General features: G+C 57.4%; 12 protein-coding genes and 1 pseudogene. 5 read left to right on the top strand and 8 right to left on the bottom strand.

Annotated features, from left to right (window positions below):
- Positions 1 to 144 precede the first annotated feature (144 nt).
- Complete coding sequence (locus tag QF045_RS23820) at positions 145 to 7,824, top strand: dermonecrotic toxin domain-containing protein (protein WP_306494300.1); 7,680 nt, start codon at positions 145 to 147, stop codon at positions 7,822 to 7,824.
- Between the two features lie 10 nt (positions 7,825 to 7,834).
- Here QF045_RS23820 and argR read toward each other — a convergent pair whose 3' ends face one another.
- The 7 genes from argR to acs form a co-directional block, all read right to left on the bottom strand.
- Positions 7,835 to 8,815, bottom strand: a complete 981-nt coding sequence (argR, locus tag QF045_RS23825; protein WP_124371611.1) for a transcriptional regulator ArgR — start codon at positions 8,813 to 8,815, stop codon at positions 7,835 to 7,837.
- 206 nt (positions 8,816 to 9,021) lie between these two features.
- A complete protein-coding gene (locus QF045_RS23830; protein ID WP_010208310.1) occupies positions 9,022 to 9,786 on the bottom strand; it encodes an ABC transporter ATP-binding protein in 765 nt (254 codons plus the stop codon).
- 27 nt (positions 9,787 to 9,813) lie between these two features.
- The gene (locus tag QF045_RS23835; protein WP_306494301.1) at positions 9,814 to 10,926 is read right to left on the bottom strand and encodes a succinylglutamate desuccinylase/aspartoacylase family protein; all 1,113 of its coding nucleotides are present in this window, start codon (positions 10,924 to 10,926) and stop codon (positions 9,814 to 9,816) included.
- A 1-nt stretch (position 10,927) separates the two neighbouring features.
- Positions 10,928 to 11,626, bottom strand: coding sequence for an ABC transporter permease (locus QF045_RS23840; RefSeq protein WP_034119440.1), 699 nt, complete (start codon positions 11,624 to 11,626; stop codon positions 10,928 to 10,930).
- Positions 11,623 to 12,312, bottom strand: a complete 690-nt coding sequence (locus QF045_RS23845) for an ABC transporter permease (RefSeq protein ID WP_078738713.1) — start codon at positions 12,310 to 12,312, stop codon at positions 11,623 to 11,625. The genes QF045_RS23840 and QF045_RS23845 overlap by 4 nt, the downstream gene beginning before the upstream one ends.
- 92 nt (positions 12,313 to 12,404) lie before the next feature.
- Positions 12,405 to 13,190: an ABC transporter substrate-binding protein gene (locus QF045_RS23850; RefSeq protein WP_124420657.1), complete on the bottom strand. Its 786-nt coding sequence runs from the start codon at positions 13,188 to 13,190 to the stop codon at positions 12,405 to 12,407.
- Positions 13,191 to 13,930: 740 nt separating this feature from the next.
- Positions 13,931 to 15,886: an acetate--CoA ligase gene (gene acs, locus QF045_RS23855; RefSeq protein WP_306494302.1), complete on the bottom strand. Its 1,956-nt coding sequence runs from the start codon at positions 15,884 to 15,886 to the stop codon at positions 13,931 to 13,933.
- A 399-nt stretch (positions 15,887 to 16,285) separates the two neighbouring features.
- Between acs and QF045_RS23860 the strand changes: the two genes are divergently transcribed.
- Positions 16,286 to 16,555, top strand: coding sequence for a DUF2790 domain-containing protein (locus QF045_RS23860; protein ID WP_306494303.1), 270 nt, complete (start codon positions 16,286 to 16,288; stop codon positions 16,553 to 16,555).
- Between the two features lie 495 nt (positions 16,556 to 17,050).
- A complete protein-coding gene (locus QF045_RS23865) occupies positions 17,051 to 18,301 on the top strand; it encodes a ribonucleotide-diphosphate reductase subunit beta (protein ID WP_306494304.1) in 1,251 nt (416 codons plus the stop codon).
- 90 nt (positions 18,302 to 18,391) lie between these two features.
- Here QF045_RS23865 and QF045_RS23870 read toward each other — a convergent pair whose 3' ends face one another.
- Positions 18,392 to 20,209, bottom strand: coding sequence for a deaminase (locus tag QF045_RS23870; protein WP_306494305.1), 1,818 nt, complete (start codon positions 20,207 to 20,209; stop codon positions 18,392 to 18,394).
- A 346-nt stretch (positions 20,210 to 20,555) separates the two neighbouring features.
- Here QF045_RS23870 and QF045_RS23875 point away from each other — a divergent pair.
- Positions 20,556 to 21,135 (top strand): annotated as a pseudogene (locus QF045_RS23875) (Bro-N domain-containing protein).
- Positions 21,136 to 21,234: 99 nt separating this feature from the next.
- Positions 21,235 to 21,951, top strand: a complete 717-nt coding sequence (locus tag QF045_RS23880) for an HNH endonuclease (RefSeq protein ID WP_306494306.1) — start codon at positions 21,235 to 21,237, stop codon at positions 21,949 to 21,951.
- Positions 21,952 to 21,977 lie beyond the last annotated feature (26 nt).

A 21,977-nucleotide genomic window follows, 5' to 3' on the forward strand; every position in this document is an offset into this window, starting at 1 on the left:
TGGCGCAGTTTAAACCGATAGCGAAGATTTGCAGCAGGCCCGCGAACATATCAATGGCAATAGCTCGACGTGCGCAACGTATGCACCTCATCCCGAGCCCGGGATTTTGATTTGCTGGGGCGTCCTTATCCAAGAGCCTACCCGATGCCAATCTCCCAAGCGCCCGAACACTACACCCCGCTCATCAACCCGCTTCCCGACTGGTTGGGCCGGGCCTCATCCGCCCGGCGCGAGGCGTTGAAACGCAACGCAACCCTACTGCCCAACCGGATCAAAACCGCAACGGCGCCGCAGCATGAGCATTTGCAGACGCTGATTGACGGTTACATGACGGCGCAAAACAGCATCGACCAACGGCTCGAGAAGCTCCAAGACGCCAAGGCATTCGCCGAGCCGATCCTCAAGGACGCCATGAAAGCCCGCTTCGGCCAGGACCTGGATGTCAGGTCCACGTTCTTGCGTCTTTATATACCTGTCACGCCAGCGTTCTTTGCGATCAACACAGGCGCCCGAGTCTGGACAGTCTCGCTGCTGGACGCCGCCTTGCACAATTTCGAAGCACGAGAAACCGAGGCCACCGCCTTTGAGGCCGACTCGACTTTTATCACCCAACCCAACACTGCGGGCCATTTCGAGACCTTGCCACTGTTCACCGCCAGCATCGGCATCCCCGCTTTCACCCAGTTGTGCCGTGACCTGGATATTGGTGGCCTCTATAAAGCCTACCTGGAAGACAACCTCGGCGTTACCAACCCGCTCGTCGCGGGGATCTTGCCACTCAAAATCAAAGCCAGCCAGGAAGGCGCGTTGCGGGTCGCGCTGCAATTGGCGCGAATGAACGGTGATATCAGCGAGGACTACTGGCGCCTGATCGACGGCTGGCTCGACGGCCTTCAAGGTCTGCGGCTGGATGGCCAGCCCCTGCTGTTCCACGACTTCTCGATGATGTCGGCATCGCTGCCAGGCATTCTGGTGTTCGCCCCCAACCTTGAAAACGCCAGAAAGAGCGTCAGGGTTGTGGCCTACGTGCCGGACGACCCTGAACACCCCATCAAGGAATATGCATCGACCGACGACATGATGCTCGAATTGACGCGCCAGTTGCGCATGCCCGACTACCAGCGTTTTTTCAGTCGCTTCGTGGCCCATGAAGAGCGCGGCTACTTCTTTTCTGACCTCGGTCGACGCCTGTCCAAAGTAACCTGGCATCAAGCCGAGAAAGGCAGCGCTCTACCCACCTGGCGTGACACGCCTATTGATCGGCCAGATTTGCAATTTCGCGCAACGCCGATTACCGGCGATTTCTGGCCGCACCTCTACACCCGAAAACTCAACCGAATACTCAACGATGCCCGCGTCATCGCCGTCCCTACCGCCACGGTCGATCGTAACGCGCGGTGGGCGATCTGGGACTCGTTCGTCAAAGTGGTTTCATCGATTTTTGAGGTCGCCCTGTTCGTGGTGGCGCCGTTCGTGCCCTTTCTGGGCGAAATGCTGATGGCCTATATGGCGTATCAGATGCTCAACGAAGTGTTCGAAGGGGTCATCGAATGGGCCGAGGGCCAGACCACAGAAGCTGCCGAGCACTTGTGGGAGGCGCTTGAGTCGCTGATCCAAATGGGTGCATTCGGGGCGGGTAGCTCCATCGCCTTGGCCGAACTGCCCAACGTGCTGCCCGCTAAAGTATTGACGTTTATCGATCAATTTAAGCCGGTCAAGCTGCCCAACGGCAAAACGCTGTATTGGAAGCCCGATCTGGAGCGCTACAAACACCCGCCACCCGAAAACGGCCTGCGCACCGATCGGTTGGGCCTGGTTAAACACAACGGCAAACACCTGCTGCCCATCGACCAGGCGCATTTTTCAGTCAGCAAGTCACCCCTGCCGGGGCGCTACCAGATCGAGCACCCCACCCGGCCCGACGCCTACCAACCGACAGTTTTTCACAATGACGATGGCGCCTGGCACACCGAGCTTGAACAACCCTTGACGTGGGACGACGACAAAACGCTGCAACGGCTTGGACACCGCGTCGAGGGGTTCTCGATGGCCGAGCGCGATCAGATCCTCAGCGTCAGCGGTTCATCGGTAAATGCCCTACGCAAGATGCACGTAAACCACGAGCCGATGCCCCCATTGTTGGCTGACAGCATCACTCGCTTCCAAATCGACCACGACCTGCAGCGCTTTATTGATCAGTTGTCCAGCCCTCAATCCAGTCGATATTTGAAGGCAGATCCGTTGCTGCAACTGCAAGTGCTGCAGCGCGAGCGCCTCTGGCCACAGACCCGGCGGCTGCAGTTTGTCGGTGAACGCGGCGAGGTGCTATGGCAGTCCACCGCCGATGTTTCACTTCCCGTGACGGTGATCAAGCGCCATCGCCTGACTGGCGGTGACGTGCTCAAGAGCGTGTTGCAGGCACTCACAGAAAGCCAGATCAAGACCCTGATCGGCGAGGAGTTCGCCGTCACCCAGACCCTTGAAGCGCGGACCGGTCTGCTGCGCTCCAAACTGGTGCTTTTGGCCAAAGAGCACAGGCCCGCACTATTTGATGAGCGTTACCAGACACTTGAAAAAATCGATAACCCCTTGCAACGGCAACTCGCTGACCATGTGCCACAACTGCCCAGCAGCCTCACCCGTGAGCTGCTTGAGACAGCCACCGGTGAACAGTGGCTGGAAATCGGCCAGGGCCGCTGGCCGCAAGAGCAGCAGGAGCTGGCCGCCCACGCCGACCAGGAACTGCGCATCAGCCGTGCCTATGAAGGGCTGGAGCTGGACTCGGTGCGCAACCCGGAAACCGACACACTGGCCTTGCACAGCCTGACGCGCCTCTCGGGCTGGTCCAGGGACCTGCGTCTGGAAATCCATGATCAGACGTTTGGCGCAACGCTGCTCGACAGCTGCGGGCCTGTCGACGCACCGGTGAAGAAGGTACTGGTTCGAAAAGCGGTCGGCACGTACCAGCCCTATGACGGCGAGGGTCTCGAGCTGTACTCCCCCACCGATTTCTACACCAGCGTGCTGCAGGCCTTGCCGGACACCGAGCGACAGGCTGTGGGTATTCATATCGGTGAGGGTGCGAAACTCAAGCAGGCAATTCGGGATAACCCGCTGCCGCGAGATGACCTGCGGTTAGCGGTCGCCCAAGGCCCGGTCAAGCAGCCCGCCGTCGATACCTTGCGCCTGCTGGGCATGGACGGCTACCGGCGAGTCGCGCAGCAAGTACCGCCCACATTGGAGCAGCGCATCCGGGAAATTTACCCAAGCGTCTCTAACACGCAAATAGACAGGCTCGTCCAACAGCTGCAAAACCATCCCGATGGGCCGCTCGCGGAACTGGGCCGGCTGCGCGGCGAATATACGCGCCTGCGCGACGACCTGGCCTACTGGACAACCACCACCCCAAACATCGACCCCGCCAACGGCCTCGCACTGGCACCCGCCGACTATCTGGCCGCGCGTCACAACCGCGCCCTGTTCGCCCAGCGCGTAGAGCGCTGTTGGCGTCGCGAACCCAGCGGCACACACCTGCAAACGCTGAGCTTTCTGGAGCCGATACTGGGCGACCTTCCAGAGCTCAGCGCCGACTTCAGTCATGTGTCCGCCCTGGAACTCAACGGCAGCCCTGGCAGCCGTGGCGCCGAGCATTTCCTGCACCGGTTCGGCCAACTGGTGCGCCTTGACCTGCGCAACTTCCCCCTTCAAACGCTGCCGCAAGCCATCGCGTCAATGCCACGGTTGCGGCAACTAAGACTGCGCAATTGCACGCTGACGCTCACGCCAGCCGGCCAGGCGATACTGACTTCGATGACCCGTCTGACCACCCTGGACCTGGGGGGCAATCCGCTGGGGCTGGTCCCGGATGTTGAGCTGATGCACACGCTCACCCATCTGCAACTTGAAAAGACCGGCCTTTCAGAATTGCCCAATGGGGCGCTGCACCATCCGCGCCTGCGCAGCATTGACCTGAGCAACAATCAGTTCACTGAGCTGCCCAATGCCGTATTCCATCTCAGCTCCACTGATGCGCAAAGGCTGAATTTTGCGCAGAACCCCCTCACCGCGGCCGCCCGCGAGCGCATCAAGGCTTACTACACAGAGAAAAATTTCTACTTTGGGGTCCTGCCGGACCCCGCGGATATCGGCCGCGTGCGCACACTGTTTCCGGCGCTTGATCAACTCCAGGCAAGTTGGCTGATTTATGAGTTGCCAGGCACATTGCTCCTGGGACGGGTCCAGGTGACGCAATGGGAAAACGAAATAGGCCAGCTGACCTCGCAACTGTCGCGCTGGGCCAGGCAACTGCCGGCGCTCAATCCCTTGAACGGCGAGGCCTATACCGCTGCGGAGCAATTGGCGGAACTGACGGCGCGGGACGCATTTTCCACACAACTGGAAAACCTCTGGCGCGCTCGCGGGGTAACACAACCGTTTGCCTGGGCGGACAGCTTCGTGTCACACCCAAGGTTCATGGGCGACCTGCCGGAGCTGACGGTAAACTTTGAACATGTGACCAGCCTGACATTGTTCGGCAGCCGCACGGTCCGTGCAGCCGCACTTTTCTTCCAACGATTCCCACGTTTGCGCAGTCTGCAATTGGACAATTTCACTCTGGAGCAACTGCCGCAAACCCTCAGCCATCTGCCGCAACTGACCACACTCACGTTGAACCAGTGTGGCGTGGCGATTACCGAACAGTTCCAGGCCCGCTTGGCATCCCTGCACAACCTCGCATCACTGGCGCTGCCTAACAACCCGCTGGGCATCGCTCCCGACGTTGTCACTTTGCCACGCTTGGAAAAACTGGATCTTTCCAACACCAGCCTCTTCCAGGCACCCGCCGGCCTGGCAAGCCACCCACGCCTGAAAACGGTCATTGTCAGCAATAACCAGATCACCAGCCTGCCCGAAGAGCTGTTCGACCTGCCTGCGCAAACAAGCCAAGGCTACGATTTTTCAGGCAATCCACTCACGGCCAGCACCCGAGAACAGATCAAGACGTACTCCCGCGATACCGGGCAAGACTTCGGGGTGGCGGCGGACCCTGCGGACATCGAAGCCACTCAAATCTTGTTTCCGAGCCTGGACATGGAAGAAGCCAGTGACGTCTTCTACGCCTTGCCGGGATCCCTGGAGCAGAGCCGCAGCCAGCTCAGGCACTGGAAAGCCGAGACCCACCTGCTGAGCGAGACGCTGGCGACCTGGAGAGCCGATATTCCCGAATACCATCCGGTCACCGGGGCAAGCCTGACCGTCGCACAAAGGGTGGGGGAATACGCGATCAGAAACACCTTCGCCGAACAGTTGATCGCGCTGTGGCGTGCCCGCAATCCTGAGATGCCAAGGCAAAGAGCAAGGAGCCTGCTGACCACCGCTTACTTCACGGGAGACCTGCCCACGCTGTCAGTGGATTTCAGCCATATTTTCACCCTGGCGCTGCAAGGCAACCCCGGACTGCGCTCGGTCTCGACCTTTCTCGATGCGTTTAGCGGCTTGAAACACCTGGGTGTACAAAACACCCTGCTCCGTCAGATTCCACCGGCGATTACGCGCATGCGTTCACTGGAAAGCCTGAACCTGAACCTATGCGCCATTAGCCTTACATCCCCCGGCCAATCTGAGCTCCTCGCGCTGCCTCAGCTCGAGCTGCTGAACCTGAGTAACAATCCATTGGGGGTCGCGCCGGATATCAGTGCCCTGCCGGCACTAAAACGCCTGTTCTTGCCGAATACCGGCATTTCGGCACTACCCGACAGCCTGGCCAACAACCCAACCCTTGAAATCGCCCTGTTCAATAACAACCAGATCAGCGAACTGCCGGACAGCCTGTTCAATTCCGCGGATCGAGACCTGAGCGGCTTCAACTTCGCCGACAATCCACTTTCACTGGCCAGCCGCGAGAAAGTGAAAGCCTTATTTGCGCGCACCCGGCAGAACCTTGGCGTGCCGATGCCACAGGCCGATATCCAACGCGCCATCAACCTGTTCCCCTCACTCACCGAGCAGCATGCCAACACGCTGCTGTATCAGCTTCCCGGCACGCTCACGGAAGGACAAGCCCAGCTCACACGCTGGGAGACCGAACTGCGAACGCTATCCAGCGACCTGGAGCAATGGAGCACCGCCCTGCCTGAACAGAACCCGGCCACCGGCCAGCCGTTCAGCGCCAGTGAAAGAAGCGAGCAACTCAATGCCAGGCGGGAGTTTCGTGACAATCTGGAACACTTCTGGCGCAGCCGCAGCGAAGACAACCCGCTCGCCAGGCCCAACGAGCTGTCACTGAGCCTGCCGCCTATCGGCGACATGCCCGCGTTGAATGCGGATTTCAGTTTCCTGTTAGCACTGGTATTGCACAGTAACCGTCGTGTACAGATAAACGATCAGTTCCTCAAGTGCTTCACCGGCTTGGATATCCTCGACATGCATAACGTTGCGCTGGATCGGCTGCCCAATGCGCTCACCGAAATGCCCGGCCTTGAGCACCTGACGATCAACGATTGTGGCGTTGTGCTGGATGCCGAAAACCACAGCGTCCTTGCCTCGCTGCACAACCTCTTGAGCCTTGACCTGCGCCGCAATCCGCTGGGACGCACCCCCGACATCCAAGGCCTGCCCTATCTCACCTACCTCGACCTTTCCGAGGCCGACCTTACCGTCGTTCCCGCCAGCCTGGCGCGTCACGACAAGCTGGAAGTCGCCTTGTTCAACAACAACCGGATCAGTGAGCTACCCCGCGAGCTGTTCGACCTGCCCCCGCAAGTCGCTAAAAACTTCGTCTTTGACAATAACCCCCTGAGTGCCTTAACGCGCGAACGGATCAGAACCTACTATCGAAACACAGGGCAAAACTTTAGCGTACTGGCAGAGCCGCAAGACCTCGCCAGAGTGCGGACGCTGCATCCCAGCCTGGACGAGGTGACAGCCAGCACCTACTTCTATGACCTGCCTGGAACCATCGCCGAAGGCCGAATCGCTCTGACGCGAGAGGAGGCCGAACTCAGCGACTTGACCCGCGATCTCGTCCAATGGGCGAGCGCAATCCCCGATGACCCGCTTACCGGGCAGCCACTGGGCGCAGCAGAACGCAACACACAGGAAACCTACCGCGAAGTGTTCAAAGAAGAGCTGCTGACGGCGTGGCGTAAACGGCCTGTCGAAGGCTCGAATGTCGCCGACTTCGACCTGGCGTGGAACCTGCCGTTGCTGGGAGAGCTACCGACACTCGGGGAAAAACTTGAGCATGTACTCAGACTGATCCTGATCAACAACAGCCCCACCGCCCCCAGGCTTGGACGCTTCCTGGAGGCACTCCCCAACCTGCGCAGCCTGACCATTGAACGGTACGACCTGGGCGATCTGCCGCAAGCGATTTTCCGAATGAGCCAGCTCGATGAGTTGAACCTGCCGCAGTGCAATGTCCGCCTGACACCTGACACCGTCGCCAAACTCGGTGATATGACGCAGCTCAAGGTACTGAACCTGCAGAACAACACGTTGGGCATCACGCCCGACCTGCGGAACCTGCGCAATCTCAAAAGCCTGAACCTGTCCAGTACGGCAATTGCGCAAATCCCGGAGGGTGTGCTGGATAATTACCAGTGGCAAAACGTCTACTTGGTCGGCAACCGGATCACTGAAATGCCCGACGCCCTGATGCAAGTCCCAGCTGCAGTCGGCGCGCGCTACAACCTGGGCAACAATATGTTCTCGGAGCAAAGCCTGGACACCATACGGGCGTATTACCGTGCAACTCGCCAAACCCTGGGCGTACCGGGCATTGAAAACGCGCCGGGGGCGCCGACGGAGCCTGTCGAGGATTGACGACGCCGGCTCAGCCGCGCTCGGACGGCACCGACGACAGCTCGAACGGGCTGCTGCTGCGCCGCTGGTTGCGGTCTTCACGCGGGGTGGCGCCGAAAAAGTTGCGGTAGGCGCTGGAGAAGTGCGGCCCCGAGGAGAAGCCGCAGGACAGGCCGATCTGGATGATCGACTTGCTGGTTTGCATCAGCATCTGGCGCGCCTTGTTCAGGCGCAGTTCCAGGTAGTACTGGCTGGGGACACGGTTGAGGTACTGCTTGAAAATGCGCTCCAGCTGTCGTCGCGATACGCACACGTGCTGGGCGATTTCGTCGGTGGTCAGGGGCTCTTCGATATTGGCTTCCATCAGCAGCACCGCCTGGGTCAGCTTCGGATGGCTGGACCCCAGGCGGTTCTGCAGCGGAATGCGTTGGCGCTCGCCGCCTTCGCGGATGCGCTCCACCACCAATTCTTCGGAAACGGCGCCGGCCAGTTCGGCGCCATGGTCACGGGCCAGTACCGCCAGCAGCAGGTCGAGTACCGACATGCCGCCGCAGGCGGTCAGGCGATCACGGTCCCAGTCGAACAGGTGGCTGGTGGCGATGACCTTGGGGAAACGCTCGGCAAAATCGTCCTGCCAGCGCCAATGCACGGCGGCGCGGTAGCCATCGAGCAGGCCAAGCTGAGCCAAGGGATAGACACCGGCCGACAGGCCACCGATTACACAGCCTGCCCGTACCAGTTGTTTGAGCGCGCTGCTGAGCTGGGACGCGATAACGGTCGGCGGTTCATCGGCCAGCAGGAACAGCTTCTGGAAACCTTCCAGCTTGCCGGCCCACGGCTCGCCCGGCAGTTGCCACGCACCTTCGGTCGCAGGCTCGGCAAGCAAGAACGACAGTTCATAAACCACGTCCGGATGCACCCGCTGAGCAACGCGCAAGGCCTCCTCAGCCAGCGCAAGCGTGAGTGCTTTTGTGCTGGGCCAAATCAGGAAACCAATTTTATGGGCGGTCATGGAGTGCTATCCGAAGCGAGTAACGGTAATGAAGACAAAGGCCAATGCTAGCCGGTAAACGAACACAAATCTCAAAAACGATGTAGATCCCAATGTGGGAGGGGGGCTTGCTCCCGATAGCGGTGGATCAGTCAGCAAATGTGTATCTGATATACCGCTATCGGGAGCAAGCCCCCTCCCACATGAGCAGCATCCCCAGGAAGTGGTTATTTCAAACTGCCGGACAGGAACTGCTGCAACCGTTCCGATTGCGGGTTGACCAGCACTTCCCGCGGGTTGCCGCGCTCTTCGACGATGCCTTTGTGCAGAAACACCAACTGGTTCGACACTTCACGGGCAAAGCCCATTTCGTGGGTGACCACCACCATGGTGCGGCCTTCCTGGGCCAGGTCCTGCATCACCTTGAGCACTTCGCCGACCAGTTCCGGGTCCAGCGCCGAGGTGGGTTCGTCGAACAGCATCACCTCCGGCTCCATTGCCAGCGCACGGGCAATGGCCACGCGCTGCTGCTCGCCGCCGGACATGTGGCCGGGGAACGCATCCTTGCGATGACCCACGCCGACCTTGGCCAGGTAGTGCTCGGCCTTTTCACGGGCTTCTTTCTTCGACACGCCGAGTACATGCACCGGCGCTTCCATCACGTTTTCAATCGCGGTCATGTGCGACCACAGGTTGAAATGCTGGAATACCATGGACAGGCGCGAACGCATGCGCTGCAGCTGCTTGGGGTCGGCGGCCTTCATGGCGCCGTCCTTGTTCGCCACCAGTTTCAGCTCTTCGTTATTGAGCAGAATCTTGCCGGCATGGGGTTGCTCGAGCAGGTTGATGCAGCGCAAAAAGGTACTTTTGCCTGAACCGCTGGAACCGATGATGCTGATCACATCACCGGCCGCGGCGGCCAGGGACACGCCTTTGAGCACTTCATGACTGCCATAGCGTTTATGCAGGTCTTGGACTTCAAGCTTATACATGCGGTCGGTTCTCACAAAAACAGGTGGTCAGTCGTTGAGCAAGCGCCCGTGACGCAGCGCATCGCGCCCCGCCACCTTGGCCAGCCAGAAACCCGCTTGGGCATAACGTAGCCGTTCAACGGCAAACAACACCCCCGAGGTGCCCGCGCAAATAATGCTGACGCGGTCGGTCAAGGGGTCAATCACTTCAAAAATCGGTTCGCCGGTTTCAACCCAGTCACCGGCCTTACGCAGGTAACTGATCACCCCGGCGTGGGGCGCGAACAGCAACTCGGTGCCTTCAAAGGGCATGCCTTCACAGGGTTCGTGTTGCGGCGCGGGCCACTCGCCTGTAATCAGGCCTTGTTCAGCGAGGAACGCCAGGATGCCCTCGGCGTGGAAGATCGCCTCGTCGCGGCCGGTGTCGGCCTGGCCGCCCAGCTCCAGGGTAGTGGCCAAACACGCCAGCGGAATCTGCGCCTCGGGGAACGCGCGCGACAAACGCAGCCAGGGCAGCGAACACGCCTCGTCAAACGAACTGCCACCGGAATCTTCCGCCAGCAGGCCGACTTTCACATTCAGATGCGCCGACAGCGAACGCCACTGCGGCCAGTGCTGGGGCAGCGCGTACATGTGCAGCGCGGCTTCGGCGTCGCAATGCAGGTCGAGGACGATATCGGCGGTGCAGGCGTGGCTCAGCAACACCCGCTGCATGCCTTGCAGTTGGCTGCTCGGCGCGGGCAAGGCGTTGAGCGCATCGCTCATGGCCTGGCGGATCAGGCGCACATTGGCGTGCGGGTCATCGCCCAGCTTGCCTTGCAGGCGCTCGGCGACCGGCTCGCTCAACTCAACGAAATCGCGATTGAAATTCTTGCCGCTGCCAATCTCGAAGCGCCCCTGGTGGCTGCCTTGCAGCAGTTGGCCCAGGCCCATCGGGTTGGCCACCGGCACCAGCTCGATCACGCCGTTGAGCGCACCCTGGCGTTCCAGTTCAGCAAGGCGTTTCTTCAACTCCCAGGCGGCGCGCATGCCAGGCAACTCATCGGCGTGCAGGCTGGCCTGGATATAGGCCTTGCGCTCGCCACCGCCGAAACGAAACACGCTCAGTTGGCGCTCGCAACCCAGGTGGCCCCAAGGCAACAGGTGATCGATACGTTCCATATCAATGCTTCCGTGGAGCCAGGTAGCTCAGCCAGCGGCGCTCGGCCAATTTGAACAGGCGCACCAGGATGAACGTCAGGCACAGGTAGAACACACCGGCGGTGATATAGGCTTCGAACGGCAGGTAATACTGGGCGTTCACCGTGCGCGCGGCACCGGTGATGTCGATCAGGGTAACGATGGAGGCCAGGCTGGTGGTCTGCAGCATCATGATCACTTCGTTGCTGTACTGCGGCAGCGCGCGGCGCAGGGCCGACGGCAACAGGATGCGGCGGTACAGCTTGTAGCGCGACATGCCCATGGCCTTGGCCGCTTCGATCTCGCCATTGGGCGTGGCCTTGAGGCTGCCGGCGATGATCTCGGCGGTATAGGCGCTGGTGTTGATTGCAAATGCCAGGCACGCACAGAACGTGGCGCTGGACAGCAGCGGCCAGAGGAAGCTTTCACGCACGGCCTCGAACTGCGCCAGCCCGTAGTAGATCAGGAACAGCTGCACCAGCATCGGCGTGCCGCGAATCACATAGGTGTAGAGCCAGGCCACACCGTTGACGATCGGCTGCTTGGACACGCGCATCAAGCCCAGGGGCAAGGCGGCGAGCAGGCCGAAGAACAGCGAGATGGCGAGCAGTTTCAGGGTGGTCAGCAAGCCGCCAAGGTACAGCGGCATGGCCTCCCAGATGACGTTGTAGTCGAAGATCATAGATCAGCCGCCCTTACGCCTACCGAGTAGCGCTTCTCAAGATAGCGCAGGGCCAGCAACGACACGCTGGTGATCACCAGGTACATCGCCGCCACTGCGAGGAAGAAGGTAAAAGGCTCGCGGGTGGCGTCGGCCGCCTGCTTGGCCTTGAACATCATGTCTTGCAGGCCCACCACTGAAATCAGCGCGGTGGCCTTGGTGAGCACCAGCCAGTTATTGGTAAAACCGGGGATCGCCAGCCGAATCATCTGCGGCACCATCACCCGGAAAAATACCTGAAAGCTGCTCATGCCATACGCCAGGCCGGCCTCGGCCTGGCCCTTGGGAATGGCCATGAAGGCGCCGCGGAAAGTTTCCGACAGGTACGCGCCAAAGATGAAACCCAGGGTGCCGATACCGGCGGCCAAGGGGTTCAAGTCAATATAGTCGTCAAAGCCGAGCATCGGCGCGACGCGGTTAAGCAAGTCCTGGCCGCCGTAGAAGATCAACAGGATCAGCACCAGGTCGGGGATCCCGCGGATCACCGTGGAGTACAAGTCACCCAGCCAGGCCAACCAGCGCACCGGCGACAGGCGTAACGCGACCCCGATCAGACCCAGAACAATGGCCAAGGCCATGGACGACAAGGCGAGCTGAAGCGTCAACCATGCGCCATCGAGGATGACGGCCCCGTAGCCTTTCAACATGATTCAGGTCCTCGAAAAGGGGGATGAAAAAATGGCGCAAACTTCAGAGTGTTCTGTTGCTTGCGCCATTTCGGACAGACAGCTGCGACTATTTACTTGGCGTCAGCGCCGTAAATATCGAAGTCGAAGTACTTGTCCTGGATCTTCTTGTACTCACCGTTGGCACGGATCGCAGCGATAGCCGCGTTGATACGCTCCAGGTTTTCCTTGTCGCCCTTGCGAACCGCGATGCCTACGCCGTCGCCGAAGTATTTGACGTCGGTGAACGCAGGACCGGTGAACGCGTAGCCTTTGCCGGCGTCAGTCTTCAGGAAACCGTCCTGCAGCAGGGTGGCGTCGGCCACGGTGCCGTCAAGGCGACCAGCTTCCACGTCCAGGTAGATTTCGTTCTGGGTGCCGTAAGGAACGATAGTGGCGCCCTTCGGAGCCAGGACTTCCTTGGCGAAGCGGTCATGGATCGAACCGCGCTGCACGCCGATCTTCTTGCCCTTCAATTCATCCAGGCTGTCGCTGACGGCAGTGCCTTCCTTCATCACCAGGCGAGCTGGGGTCAGGTAGTAGCGGGTGGTGAAGTCCACCGACTTCTTGCGGTCTTCGGTGATGGACATCGAGGACAGGATGGCGTCGATCTTGCGCACTTTCAGTGCCGGGATCAGGCCGTCGAATTCCTGCTCGACCCACGTGCACTTCACGTCCATCTGTTTGCACAGCGCGTTGCCGATGTCGTAGTCAAAACCGACGATGCTGCCATCCGGCGCCTTGGAGGCAAACGGAGGGTAGGCTGCTTCGATACCAATTTTCAGTGGCTTGCCTTCGGCGAAAGCCTGCATGGACAGCACGGACAGCGCCAGGGCGCCCAACAGCACGAGTTTCTTCATCTTGGGACTCCATCGGTATAGGGCAAAACAGCAGTATGAGCCATGGCCCACGATGCGGCGAAGGTGAAACCGAATAGCGGTGCAGCGTCCTGCGCCAGTGAGTGCCAGCGACGACGAGCGAGTGATCGGCATTCTAACGACAGGCTGGAAGCCGATATTTCCTCAATGCGACAACAATTTACAGAAGCACCGAGAAAGCGGTTCCAGCACATTGACAGCCTCTGAATTTTGTGCAGAGACAAAAGATATTAAACCAGTTGATACTGCAAATAGCGGGCCTATTATTCGCAAACCCTTCTAGCACGGCAAGTGTGGCGTTTAATCTTATTTCCCAGAGGGTCTGGAATGGGGTTTTTCGGGGCATTGCCGTAGCACATTGCCTCAGGTTTGGGCCGAGGGTTACACATTCAGGCGTGACGGTAACATTCAGAAACGTCCTACGCGATAAACCGATATTTATTGATCTGAAATGCGCATCAAGTGTGGGAGGGGGCAAGCCAGCGAAAGAGGTTCACTGTAGGAGCGAGCTTGCTCGCGAAAAACGCCCAGGCAACGCGTTCATCCTGGATAAACGCAGTGGCCCTGAGTTCTTCGCGAGCAAGCTCGCTCCTACGAAAAGCCTGAACTGACTGGCATTAAGGCAAGCCCCCTCCCACATAGGGTCGTCAGTGTTTTTGAGAGATCACAAAAAAGCCCCACCCGGCTGACACCGGATAGGGCTTTGTCCTACCAAACCCGCCTTACGCGACGTTCATGGTCTTGTGCGTCTCGATCAGATGCGCCACCACCCCTGGGTCGGCCAGGGTGGAGATATCGCCCAGCCCGTCATACTCAGCCGTGGCAATCTTGCGCAGAATCCGCCGCATGATTTTACCCGAGCGCGTCTTCGGCAAGCCCGGCGCCCACTGGATCACGTCCGGCGAGGCAATCGGGCCGATTTCCTTGCGCACCCAGTTCTTCAGTTCCAGGCGCAGCGCTTCGCTCGGCTCTTCGCCATTCTTGAGGGTGACATACACATAGATGCCCTGGCCCTTGATGTCATGCGGCACACCGACCACCGCCGCTTCCGCGACTTTGGGGTGCGCCACCATGGCGCTTTCGATCTCGGCCGTGCCCATGCGGTGGCCGGACACGTTCAACACGTCATCCACCCGCCCGGTGATCCAGTAGTAGCCGTCCTCGTCACGCCGCGCACCGTCGCCGGTGAAGTACATGCCGCGGAAGGTCTTGAAGTAGGTGTCCACAAAACGATCATGGTCGCCGTACAGCGTACGCGCCTGGCCCGGCCACGAATCGAGGATCACCAGGTTGCCCTCGGCGACGCCTTCGATCAGGTTGCCGAGGTTGTCCACCAGCGCCGGCACCACACCGAAGAACGGCCGTGCCGCCGAACCCGGCTTGAGCGCATGAGCGCCCGGCAATGGGCTCATCATGTTGCCGCCGGTTTCGGTCTGCCACCAGGTATCAACAATCGGGCAACGGGATTGGCCGACATTCTTGTAGTACCAGTCCCAGGCTTCCGGGTTGATCGGTTCGCCCACCGAACCGAGCAGGCGCAGGCTGCTGCCATCGGCGCCTTCGCAGGCGGCGGTGCCCGAAGCCATCATGGCGCGGATCGCAGTCGGTGCGGTGTAGAGAATATTGACCTTGTGCTTGTCGACGATCTTCGCCACCCGAGTGATGTCCGGGTAGTTCGGCACGCCTTCGAACAGCACGGTGGTCGCGCCGTTCGACAGCGGGCCGTAGACAATATAGGTATGGCCGGTGACCCAGCCCACGTCCGCGGTGCACCAGTAGATTTCGCCTGGGCGGTAGTCGAACACGCGCTCGTGGGTCAGGCCCGCATACAGCAGGTAGCCGCCGGTGGTGTGCTGCACGCCCTTGGGCTTGCCGGTGGAACCGGAGGTGTAGAGGATAAACAGCGCTTCTTCAGCGCCCATCTCTTTGGGCGCACACACGGTGCCCGCCACCTTCATCAGGTCTTCGTACCAGATGTCGCGATGCTGGTTCCACTTGATCGCGCCATTGGTGCGCTTGCACACGATAACCTTCTGGATGCTGCTGGTTTCCGGGTTGGTCAGCGCATCGTCGACGTTGGCCTTCAGCGGAATTTTCTTACCGGCGCGGATGCCTTCGTCAGCAGTGATCACCACCTTCGACTTACAGTCGATGATGCGACCTGCCAGGGCTTCAGGCGAGAAACCGCCGAACACCACCGAGTGAATCGCACCGATGCGGGTACAGGCCAGCATGGCGACCACGGCTTCGGGGATCATCGGCATATAGATAGTCACCACGTCGCCGCGATGCACATCCTGGCCGCGCAGGGCGTTGGCGAACTTGCAGACTTCTTCATGCAGCTCGCGGTAGGTGATGTTGCGGCTCTCGGCAGGGTCATCGCCCTCCCAGATGATCGCGATCTGGTCGCCGCGCTCGGCGAGGTGACGGTCCAGGCAGTTGTAGGAAACGTTCAGGGTGCCATCGGCGAACCACTTGATGTCGACATGGTGATCGTCGAACGAGGTCTGCTTCACCGTGGTGAAAGGCTTGATCCAGTCAAGACGCTTGGCTTGCTCGCGCCAGAAACCATCGGGGTTGACCACCGACTGCTGGTACATCGCCTTGTAGGTCGCCTCGTCGGTCAGCGTGTTGGCTGCTACTTCGGGGCGAACGGGGTACAGGGAAGCCGCACTCATCTTTCTTACCTCGGTGACAATAGTTGTTGTTGTATGGCCCCTGTTGTAGCCGGGGTGGGCCTATAGAACCATTCGACGATGGTAGTAACAAGACCCTACAAACTGCCCAGCTATACCCGTTTGCCGCTCTGGCCCGCGCCCTGCGGCGCGCTGCGAGTTTCTGAAAATTCCTTCACCGAGGGATTGTTACAAAAACCGCCAAAAGTGTTTATCAAAACCACGGGTATATGAATATAACTCACAGGCTTAGAATCAACGCCGTCAACACGACACCGAGATTAACAACGCAACAGCCCCCACGAAGGCAACGTTAATCCGAACTTCCCAACTCTTAAGTTACACACGCGGCCTCACAAGGGCCCCGTGACCCCTTTCGCCCTGAAGAAGGTAAATAGAGAAATGAAAGCGTTATTAGTTTTGGCCCTCAGCAGCCTGTGCGCCACCGCCGCCCTTGCCGACGAAGCCCCGACCGAACTGGCCGGCCAGAACGCCCCCATCGTTGAAGACTATACCTACAGCACCCACTTGGACGTCGCAAAAGTCCTGTCCATGAGCAACATCCCGGAAGTATGCGAAGTTGTACCGGCCAAGATGGAATATGAAGATTCCCAAGGCCAACGTCATATTCTTAATTACCATGTAATGGGTAACGGCTGCTCTAACGGCTGATTACCAAGTTAGTGGATTCTTACTCGCCGCAAGAAATCGTTCTTGCGGCAAAGAGCCAGCTTTAAATCCAGCGCAAAACGCCAGCGCCCTCCCCCCGCAAAAAACATCCCACCGCCCGTCAAAAAATTCCTACCCCGCCAACCCCCTGTAAACCCGCACCCTGGCCTAAATCACAGGCTTTTTGTCCGCTCGCCGGGACAATCCGCCACAACACAAAGCTGATTTTTTCCCTATAATGCGCGGGTAAATCGGGCCTGCAATATCCCTTTACACAGGGACGAAGAGCCAGACCTGAGGCCTCCGCAGGAGCAAGCCCCTACCGCTCCGCACCTCAAGCCTCATGCAGAACCCGTAACCCAATTGCGTTTAATGCCTGCGCTAGCTGCTGCAACAAACGATTCCTTAAGATCCACCGCGGCCTCAGGGCCGTGTGAACACCCAACCATCCGGTTTCACACGGGCACCTTTGAGCCCTCACGCAGGAGACGACACGTCATGCTGAGCTGGGACGAATTCGACAAAGAAGAAGAAGGCGAAGTAGCCACCAAAGGCGCCAACGCCGGCCACGCCACCGAAGCCAACATGGACCGCCTCGACGGTGCCGGCGCCGCCGCCGCCGTTGAAGCCCGCGCCGTCACCGCCAACGACTCCGCCGCCATCGTGCGCGCCAAGGCCGCCCTGGACAAACTCGACGTCGCCGAAGGCCTCGCCGAGCTCGAAGGCGCCTCCGCCCGCGTCGCCGTTGACGAAAAGCGCATGATCAACTGCCGCGCCGACCTCAACCAACTCGTGCCTTTCAAGTACGACTGGGCCTGGCAGAAATACCTCGACGGCTGCGCCAACCACTGGATGCCGCAAGAGGTCAACATGACCGCCGACATCGCCCTGTGGAAAAACCCCGAAGGCCTGACCGACGACGAACGCCGCATCGTCATGCGCAACCTCGGCTTCTTCTCCACCGCCGACTCGCTGGTTGCCAACAACCTGGTGCTGGCCGTGTACCGCCTGATCACCAACCCGGAGTGCCGCCAGTACATCCTGCGCCAGGCCTTCGAAGAAGCGATCCACACCCACGCCTACCAGTACTGCATCGAATCGCTGGCCATGGATGAAGGCGAAATCTTCAACATGTACCACGAGATTCCATCGGTCGCGAAGAAAGCCGCCTGGGGCCTGAAATACACCCGTTCGATCTCCGATCCGAAGTTCGAAACCGGCACCGTCGACACCGACAAGGAACTGCTGCGCAACCTGGTCGCCTACTACTGCGTGCTGGAAGGCATCTTCTTTTATTGCGGCTTCACCCAGATCCTGTCCATGGGCCGCCGCAACAAAATGACCGGCGTGGCCGAGCAGTTCCAGTACATCCTGCGCGACGAGTCGATGCACCTGAACTTCGGTATCGACGTGATCAACCAGATCAAGATCGAAAACCCACACCTGTGGGATGCCGAGATGAAAGAAGAAGCGACCCAGATGATCCTGCAAGGGACCCAGCTGGAAATCGAATACGCTCGCGACACCATGCCGCGCGGCGTATTGGGCATGAACGCGGCGATGATGGAGGATTACCTCAAGTTCATCGCTAACCGTCGCCTGTCGCAGATTGGCTTGAAGGAAGAGTATCCAGGCACGACTAACCCGTTCCCTTGGATGAGCGAGATCATGGACTTGAAGAAAGAGAAGAACTTCTTCGAGACCCGTGTGATTGAATATCAGACGGGTGGGGCGTTGAGCTGGGATTGATTACGGAGAAAAATTGCATTTAGCTAATGCTGATCAATGAGGTTGGTAAGCCCTGAATATCAGGGCTTACTTACCCTAAGTCAAAAGACTTTAAGTCCCCCTTCCGCCACTCAAAATAGCATTCAGCCGAAGCAATTCACTCTCAAGAAAGTCATTTCGCTCCGCTAACTTAGAATTTTCATCTAGTAGAAATTTTTTTGATGGCTTTTTAGGATCGTGATACACACCCAGATCAAAAACCAACTCCACCTCATCTTTGTAAGGCATTAAAGGCTGGTATAGTTGGTAAAAAGCTCGCCCCACCGCCCCCCTAAAGAGCTCGAGTTCTGGACGCCTTGATCCCGCTGATAAAATATGGTCAGTAGCAATCCCAGGATAGGGGTCTATATAAACAATTTTCTTTAGCCCAAGCTGGTATGCTTTTTTTGCACAAAGTTCGCACGGGCTAGCTGTAGTGAACAATACTCCGCCCGCAAGTCTTTGACCTCCATGCTTAGATATTTGCATAAATGCGTTTTCTTCAGCATGTAAAGATCGAGTATGAACTTGGTTTTTCTCACCTTCTATCTCATTTTGTATCCCCTTAAAACAGTAAGATAGATTCCTATCCCCCTGCCCACTTTTGGCGATTATTTTAGAAAACTTATTACTCAACGCAGCTCTAAACTTAGGATCTTTTTGCTCGTAATCACTGTAGTCATCTTTATTCAACCCTAGCAATAAGTCCTCTGCGCTTCTCAATATGCAGGGTGTTTGCCCCTGAGGCGTGCTGTTCCAACCAACTGATTTAATACTATAAAATTCATCTGTTACAACCGCCCCAACCTGTCTAGATATACAACCAGAATTTTGCTTTGCCGTATACGCTATCTGCATACAGTTCTCTAAAGACGTAGGCATTATAATCCCCGGCCTAGTCATCAGCGTTACATACCAAGCCAACTGACTCACCAAATCATTGTGATTAAACTCACTGCCTTTGGAGTTATGAACGTGCACATCAGAATTTTCTATGCATTCCTGCATATTTTGCGCAATGAATCTCTCTGCTCCTGAGAGCTTACTGGGATATTCTTTAGCGTCTATTTCAGCAATCACTTCAATTGAAAATTTTCGAAACTCTCGCAGACTACGACGTCTCTCAACATCTGTCGTATTAATAGAGAACAAATAAAAATTCGCATATCTGCGCTTTAGAAAGAATGCCTCGTAAGGGCTCCTAATCGCATCAATCACGATACGACAAGGCAAACCATCCAATTTCGTTTTAGCTCGAACAACCTTAATAATAAAATTAATATGCTTAGGAAAGTTAAATATTTCCTCAGCAAAAAAATTCGACTCATCAGCCCGCGCTGACGCCCTTATATTATCCCCAGTTTTTTGGTAGAGCCGAGTAAAATTTGCGCCACCTAAAACAACCCTCAACTTATCAGTTATTATCGGCAACTCTTTCAGGTAAAGATCAAACCAATCTAATACATGGTTTGGAGCAAGCGCCCCATAGGTCAAATTAAGCTTGACCACCTTCTTTCTTACTGCATGAAAAACCTTGGAGGCCGCAATTATGTCTTGCCTAGAAAAATCGGGGAAAAATCTCGCTAGATAACTGCTAAACGCACGAACTGGAAGAATAGATAAGTGATATGTAATAACACAACTTACCTCAACCCTGTAAAATGGCTGCCAGCCGCTTCCGTCAATATATCTTTTTATGATCCTATGTTTCTTCAATTCGTTGGCCGTTAACCCCTCATAACCTTCAGCAGGGACGTTTATCTCACCAGAAGATAGTATTTTAGCTGCGGTAGTGCATCCGGAACCTGTACGACCAGTCAAGCCAATTATAAGAAAATTCTTCGTCTCTTTATAAATATTATCAATTGCTGACGCAGTAATACTTTCCATAGATTCCTCGTAACACAGCATCCGTTAAAAACATAATCCGAAAAAGTGGCAAATGGCCGCTAGATCATAGATCAGGTATTGCAAGACTGCGCAGAAAAACAGGAAATTTCTTACTTATTCGCGCTCCCTGGGGAGTTGATTGGAGTCCTTGTATACAGCTAGCCTCATCTCAGGTGCCTAAGAAACGCCCAACGTAGAAGCAACCCTCAATGCACAGTCAGCAATCCGTCGGGACCTCAGCTCCTGCGGAACTCATACTGCGTTGAGGCGAGCCCGTCGGAATTTCTTTAATCCGCGCTCTACGTTGGGCTCAAGCCCTGCCATAAAACACGTAGAGGTCATAGAAATGCGTAGCCAATATTTGCTCGAGTCACCTGCCACCGAGAGGGTAGTAATACATGATTCATTCATTGCCACCGTCTTCACTCGTCATACTCATCTGCTACATGCCCTTCTTTTAGAAGGGCCAGCCTTGGTTTTGCGCTCGCGACCTTGGGCGCTTGATGGGCTGGTATTTAGATGGGCGAACGACTCGCAAGCTCGGTGAAGACCAACGAAAAACCTTGAAACTGCTGTTCCACGGTCAGCCGGAAGAAATGTTGATGATTAGCGAATCCGGCGCCTATGCGTTGCTGATCTATCACTACGTACCGGGAAACCGCCTATTACTTAACCGGCTGACTCATGAAGTTGTTCCGACATTGCGTGACCAGCGCCAGACACGATCAATGGAACGGCCGTTGTTGAGCATGCTGGATTGGCCAGAGATGTCGTTGAACCTGCTGCATTGGCAGGATGAGGGTTGGATACGTCTTCGAGACATGCCTTATGTTTTGGTAAATCGAACCTATCGGAGAGAGCTAGGAAAGGCGCCGTGGTGGCGTAAGCTCGCACAACCTTTCCGTATCAAGCAGCGAATTTGTTGACCAGCGCGACTGTCGACTCCTACCCACCTGTAGGAAATTTCGTAGACGCCATAATGGCTACTCAGTATCGTCCGAGGGTTTTCTACCCTCGGCGACTGTATGGATACGCAAAAAGGTAATACTGGATGGAGCGACGAGGAGCTTGAAGCTTCCGTCGATACTTATCTCAAAATTTTGAAGCAGGAGGAAACTGGTCAGCCGTACAAAAAGTCAATCGAACACGAGCTTTTACGTGCCGGTGCGCTGTCCGCTAGGTCCTCAGCGTCAGTCGACTATCGCATGCGCAATATTTCCGCCGTATTCGAGACGCTGAATCAGAAACCGATTGCTGGTTACACAGCTGCAAATAATGTGGGCTCTAGAATCGTCTCTCGTATCGTCCGAATACTTGCGCAACGAGGCGTCGTTGAATCTCAAGACAACGCCCCAACGTTTGATGAAGAGTTACTCGAGCGGCGTGCAGTGAAGCTTCAAAGCAAACCTATCAAGACCAAACCCGAAGGCATCACTACGCCGCAACAAGTCAGTACCTCCAGCACGTCTTACGTACGCGATCCGGAAGTGCGGGCTTGGGTACGTCAGCGGGCAGCAGGTGTTTGTGAGGGCTGTGGCCTACATGCACCGTTCACGCTAGACAACGGTCAGCCATTTCTTGAAGTACATCACGTCAAGCACCTGGCCCAGAAGGGTTCGGATCGCATCACCAATGCTGTAGCCTTGTGCCCCAATTGCCATCAGCGTTGTCACCGTTCCAGTGATCGGGACGCTTTCACCGAAGGGCTTTACGCCAACATCGGCAGATTGGCACGGGAGTAGACTCCTGCTGTCACACCTGATGCACG

This window comes from Pseudomonas sp. W4I3, from assembly GCF_030816195.1.
Taxonomy (GTDB): Bacteria; Pseudomonadota; Gammaproteobacteria; order Pseudomonadales; family Pseudomonadaceae; genus Aquipseudomonas.

Bases quoted from the DNA above. Each gene is read 5' to 3' on its own strand.
- QF045_RS23820 (WP_306494300.1), top strand. From the start codon at position 145: ATGCCAATCTCCCAAGCGCCCGAACACTACACCCCGCTCATCAACCCG.
- argR (WP_124371611.1), bottom strand. From the start codon at position 8,815: ATGACCGCCCATAAAATTGGTTTCCTGATTTGGCCCAGCACAAAAGCA.
- QF045_RS23830 (WP_010208310.1), bottom strand. From the start codon at position 9,786: ATGTATAAGCTTGAAGTCCAAGACCTGCATAAACGCTATGGCAGTCAT.
- QF045_RS23835 (WP_306494301.1), bottom strand. From the start codon at position 10,926: ATGGAACGTATCGATCACCTGTTGCCTTGGGGCCACCTGGGTTGCGAG.
- QF045_RS23840 (WP_034119440.1), bottom strand. From the start codon at position 11,626: ATGATCTTCGACTACAACGTCATCTGGGAGGCCATGCCGCTGTACCTT.
- QF045_RS23845 (WP_078738713.1), bottom strand. From the start codon at position 12,312: ATGTTGAAAGGCTACGGGGCCGTCATCCTCGATGGCGCATGGTTGACG.
- QF045_RS23850 (WP_124420657.1), bottom strand. From the start codon at position 13,190: ATGAAGAAACTCGTGCTGTTGGGCGCCCTGGCGCTGTCCGTGCTGTCC.
- acs (WP_306494302.1), bottom strand. From the start codon at position 15,886: ATGAGTGCGGCTTCCCTGTACCCCGTTCGCCCCGAAGTAGCAGCCAAC.
- QF045_RS23860 (WP_306494303.1), top strand. From the start codon at position 16,286: ATGAAAGCGTTATTAGTTTTGGCCCTCAGCAGCCTGTGCGCCACCGCC.
- QF045_RS23865 (WP_306494304.1), top strand. From the start codon at position 17,051: ATGCTGAGCTGGGACGAATTCGACAAAGAAGAAGAAGGCGAAGTAGCC.
- QF045_RS23870 (WP_306494305.1), bottom strand. From the start codon at position 20,209: ATGGAAAGTATTACTGCGTCAGCAATTGATAATATTTATAAAGAGACG.
- QF045_RS23880 (WP_306494306.1), top strand. From the start codon at position 21,235: ATGGATACGCAAAAAGGTAATACTGGATGGAGCGACGAGGAGCTTGAA.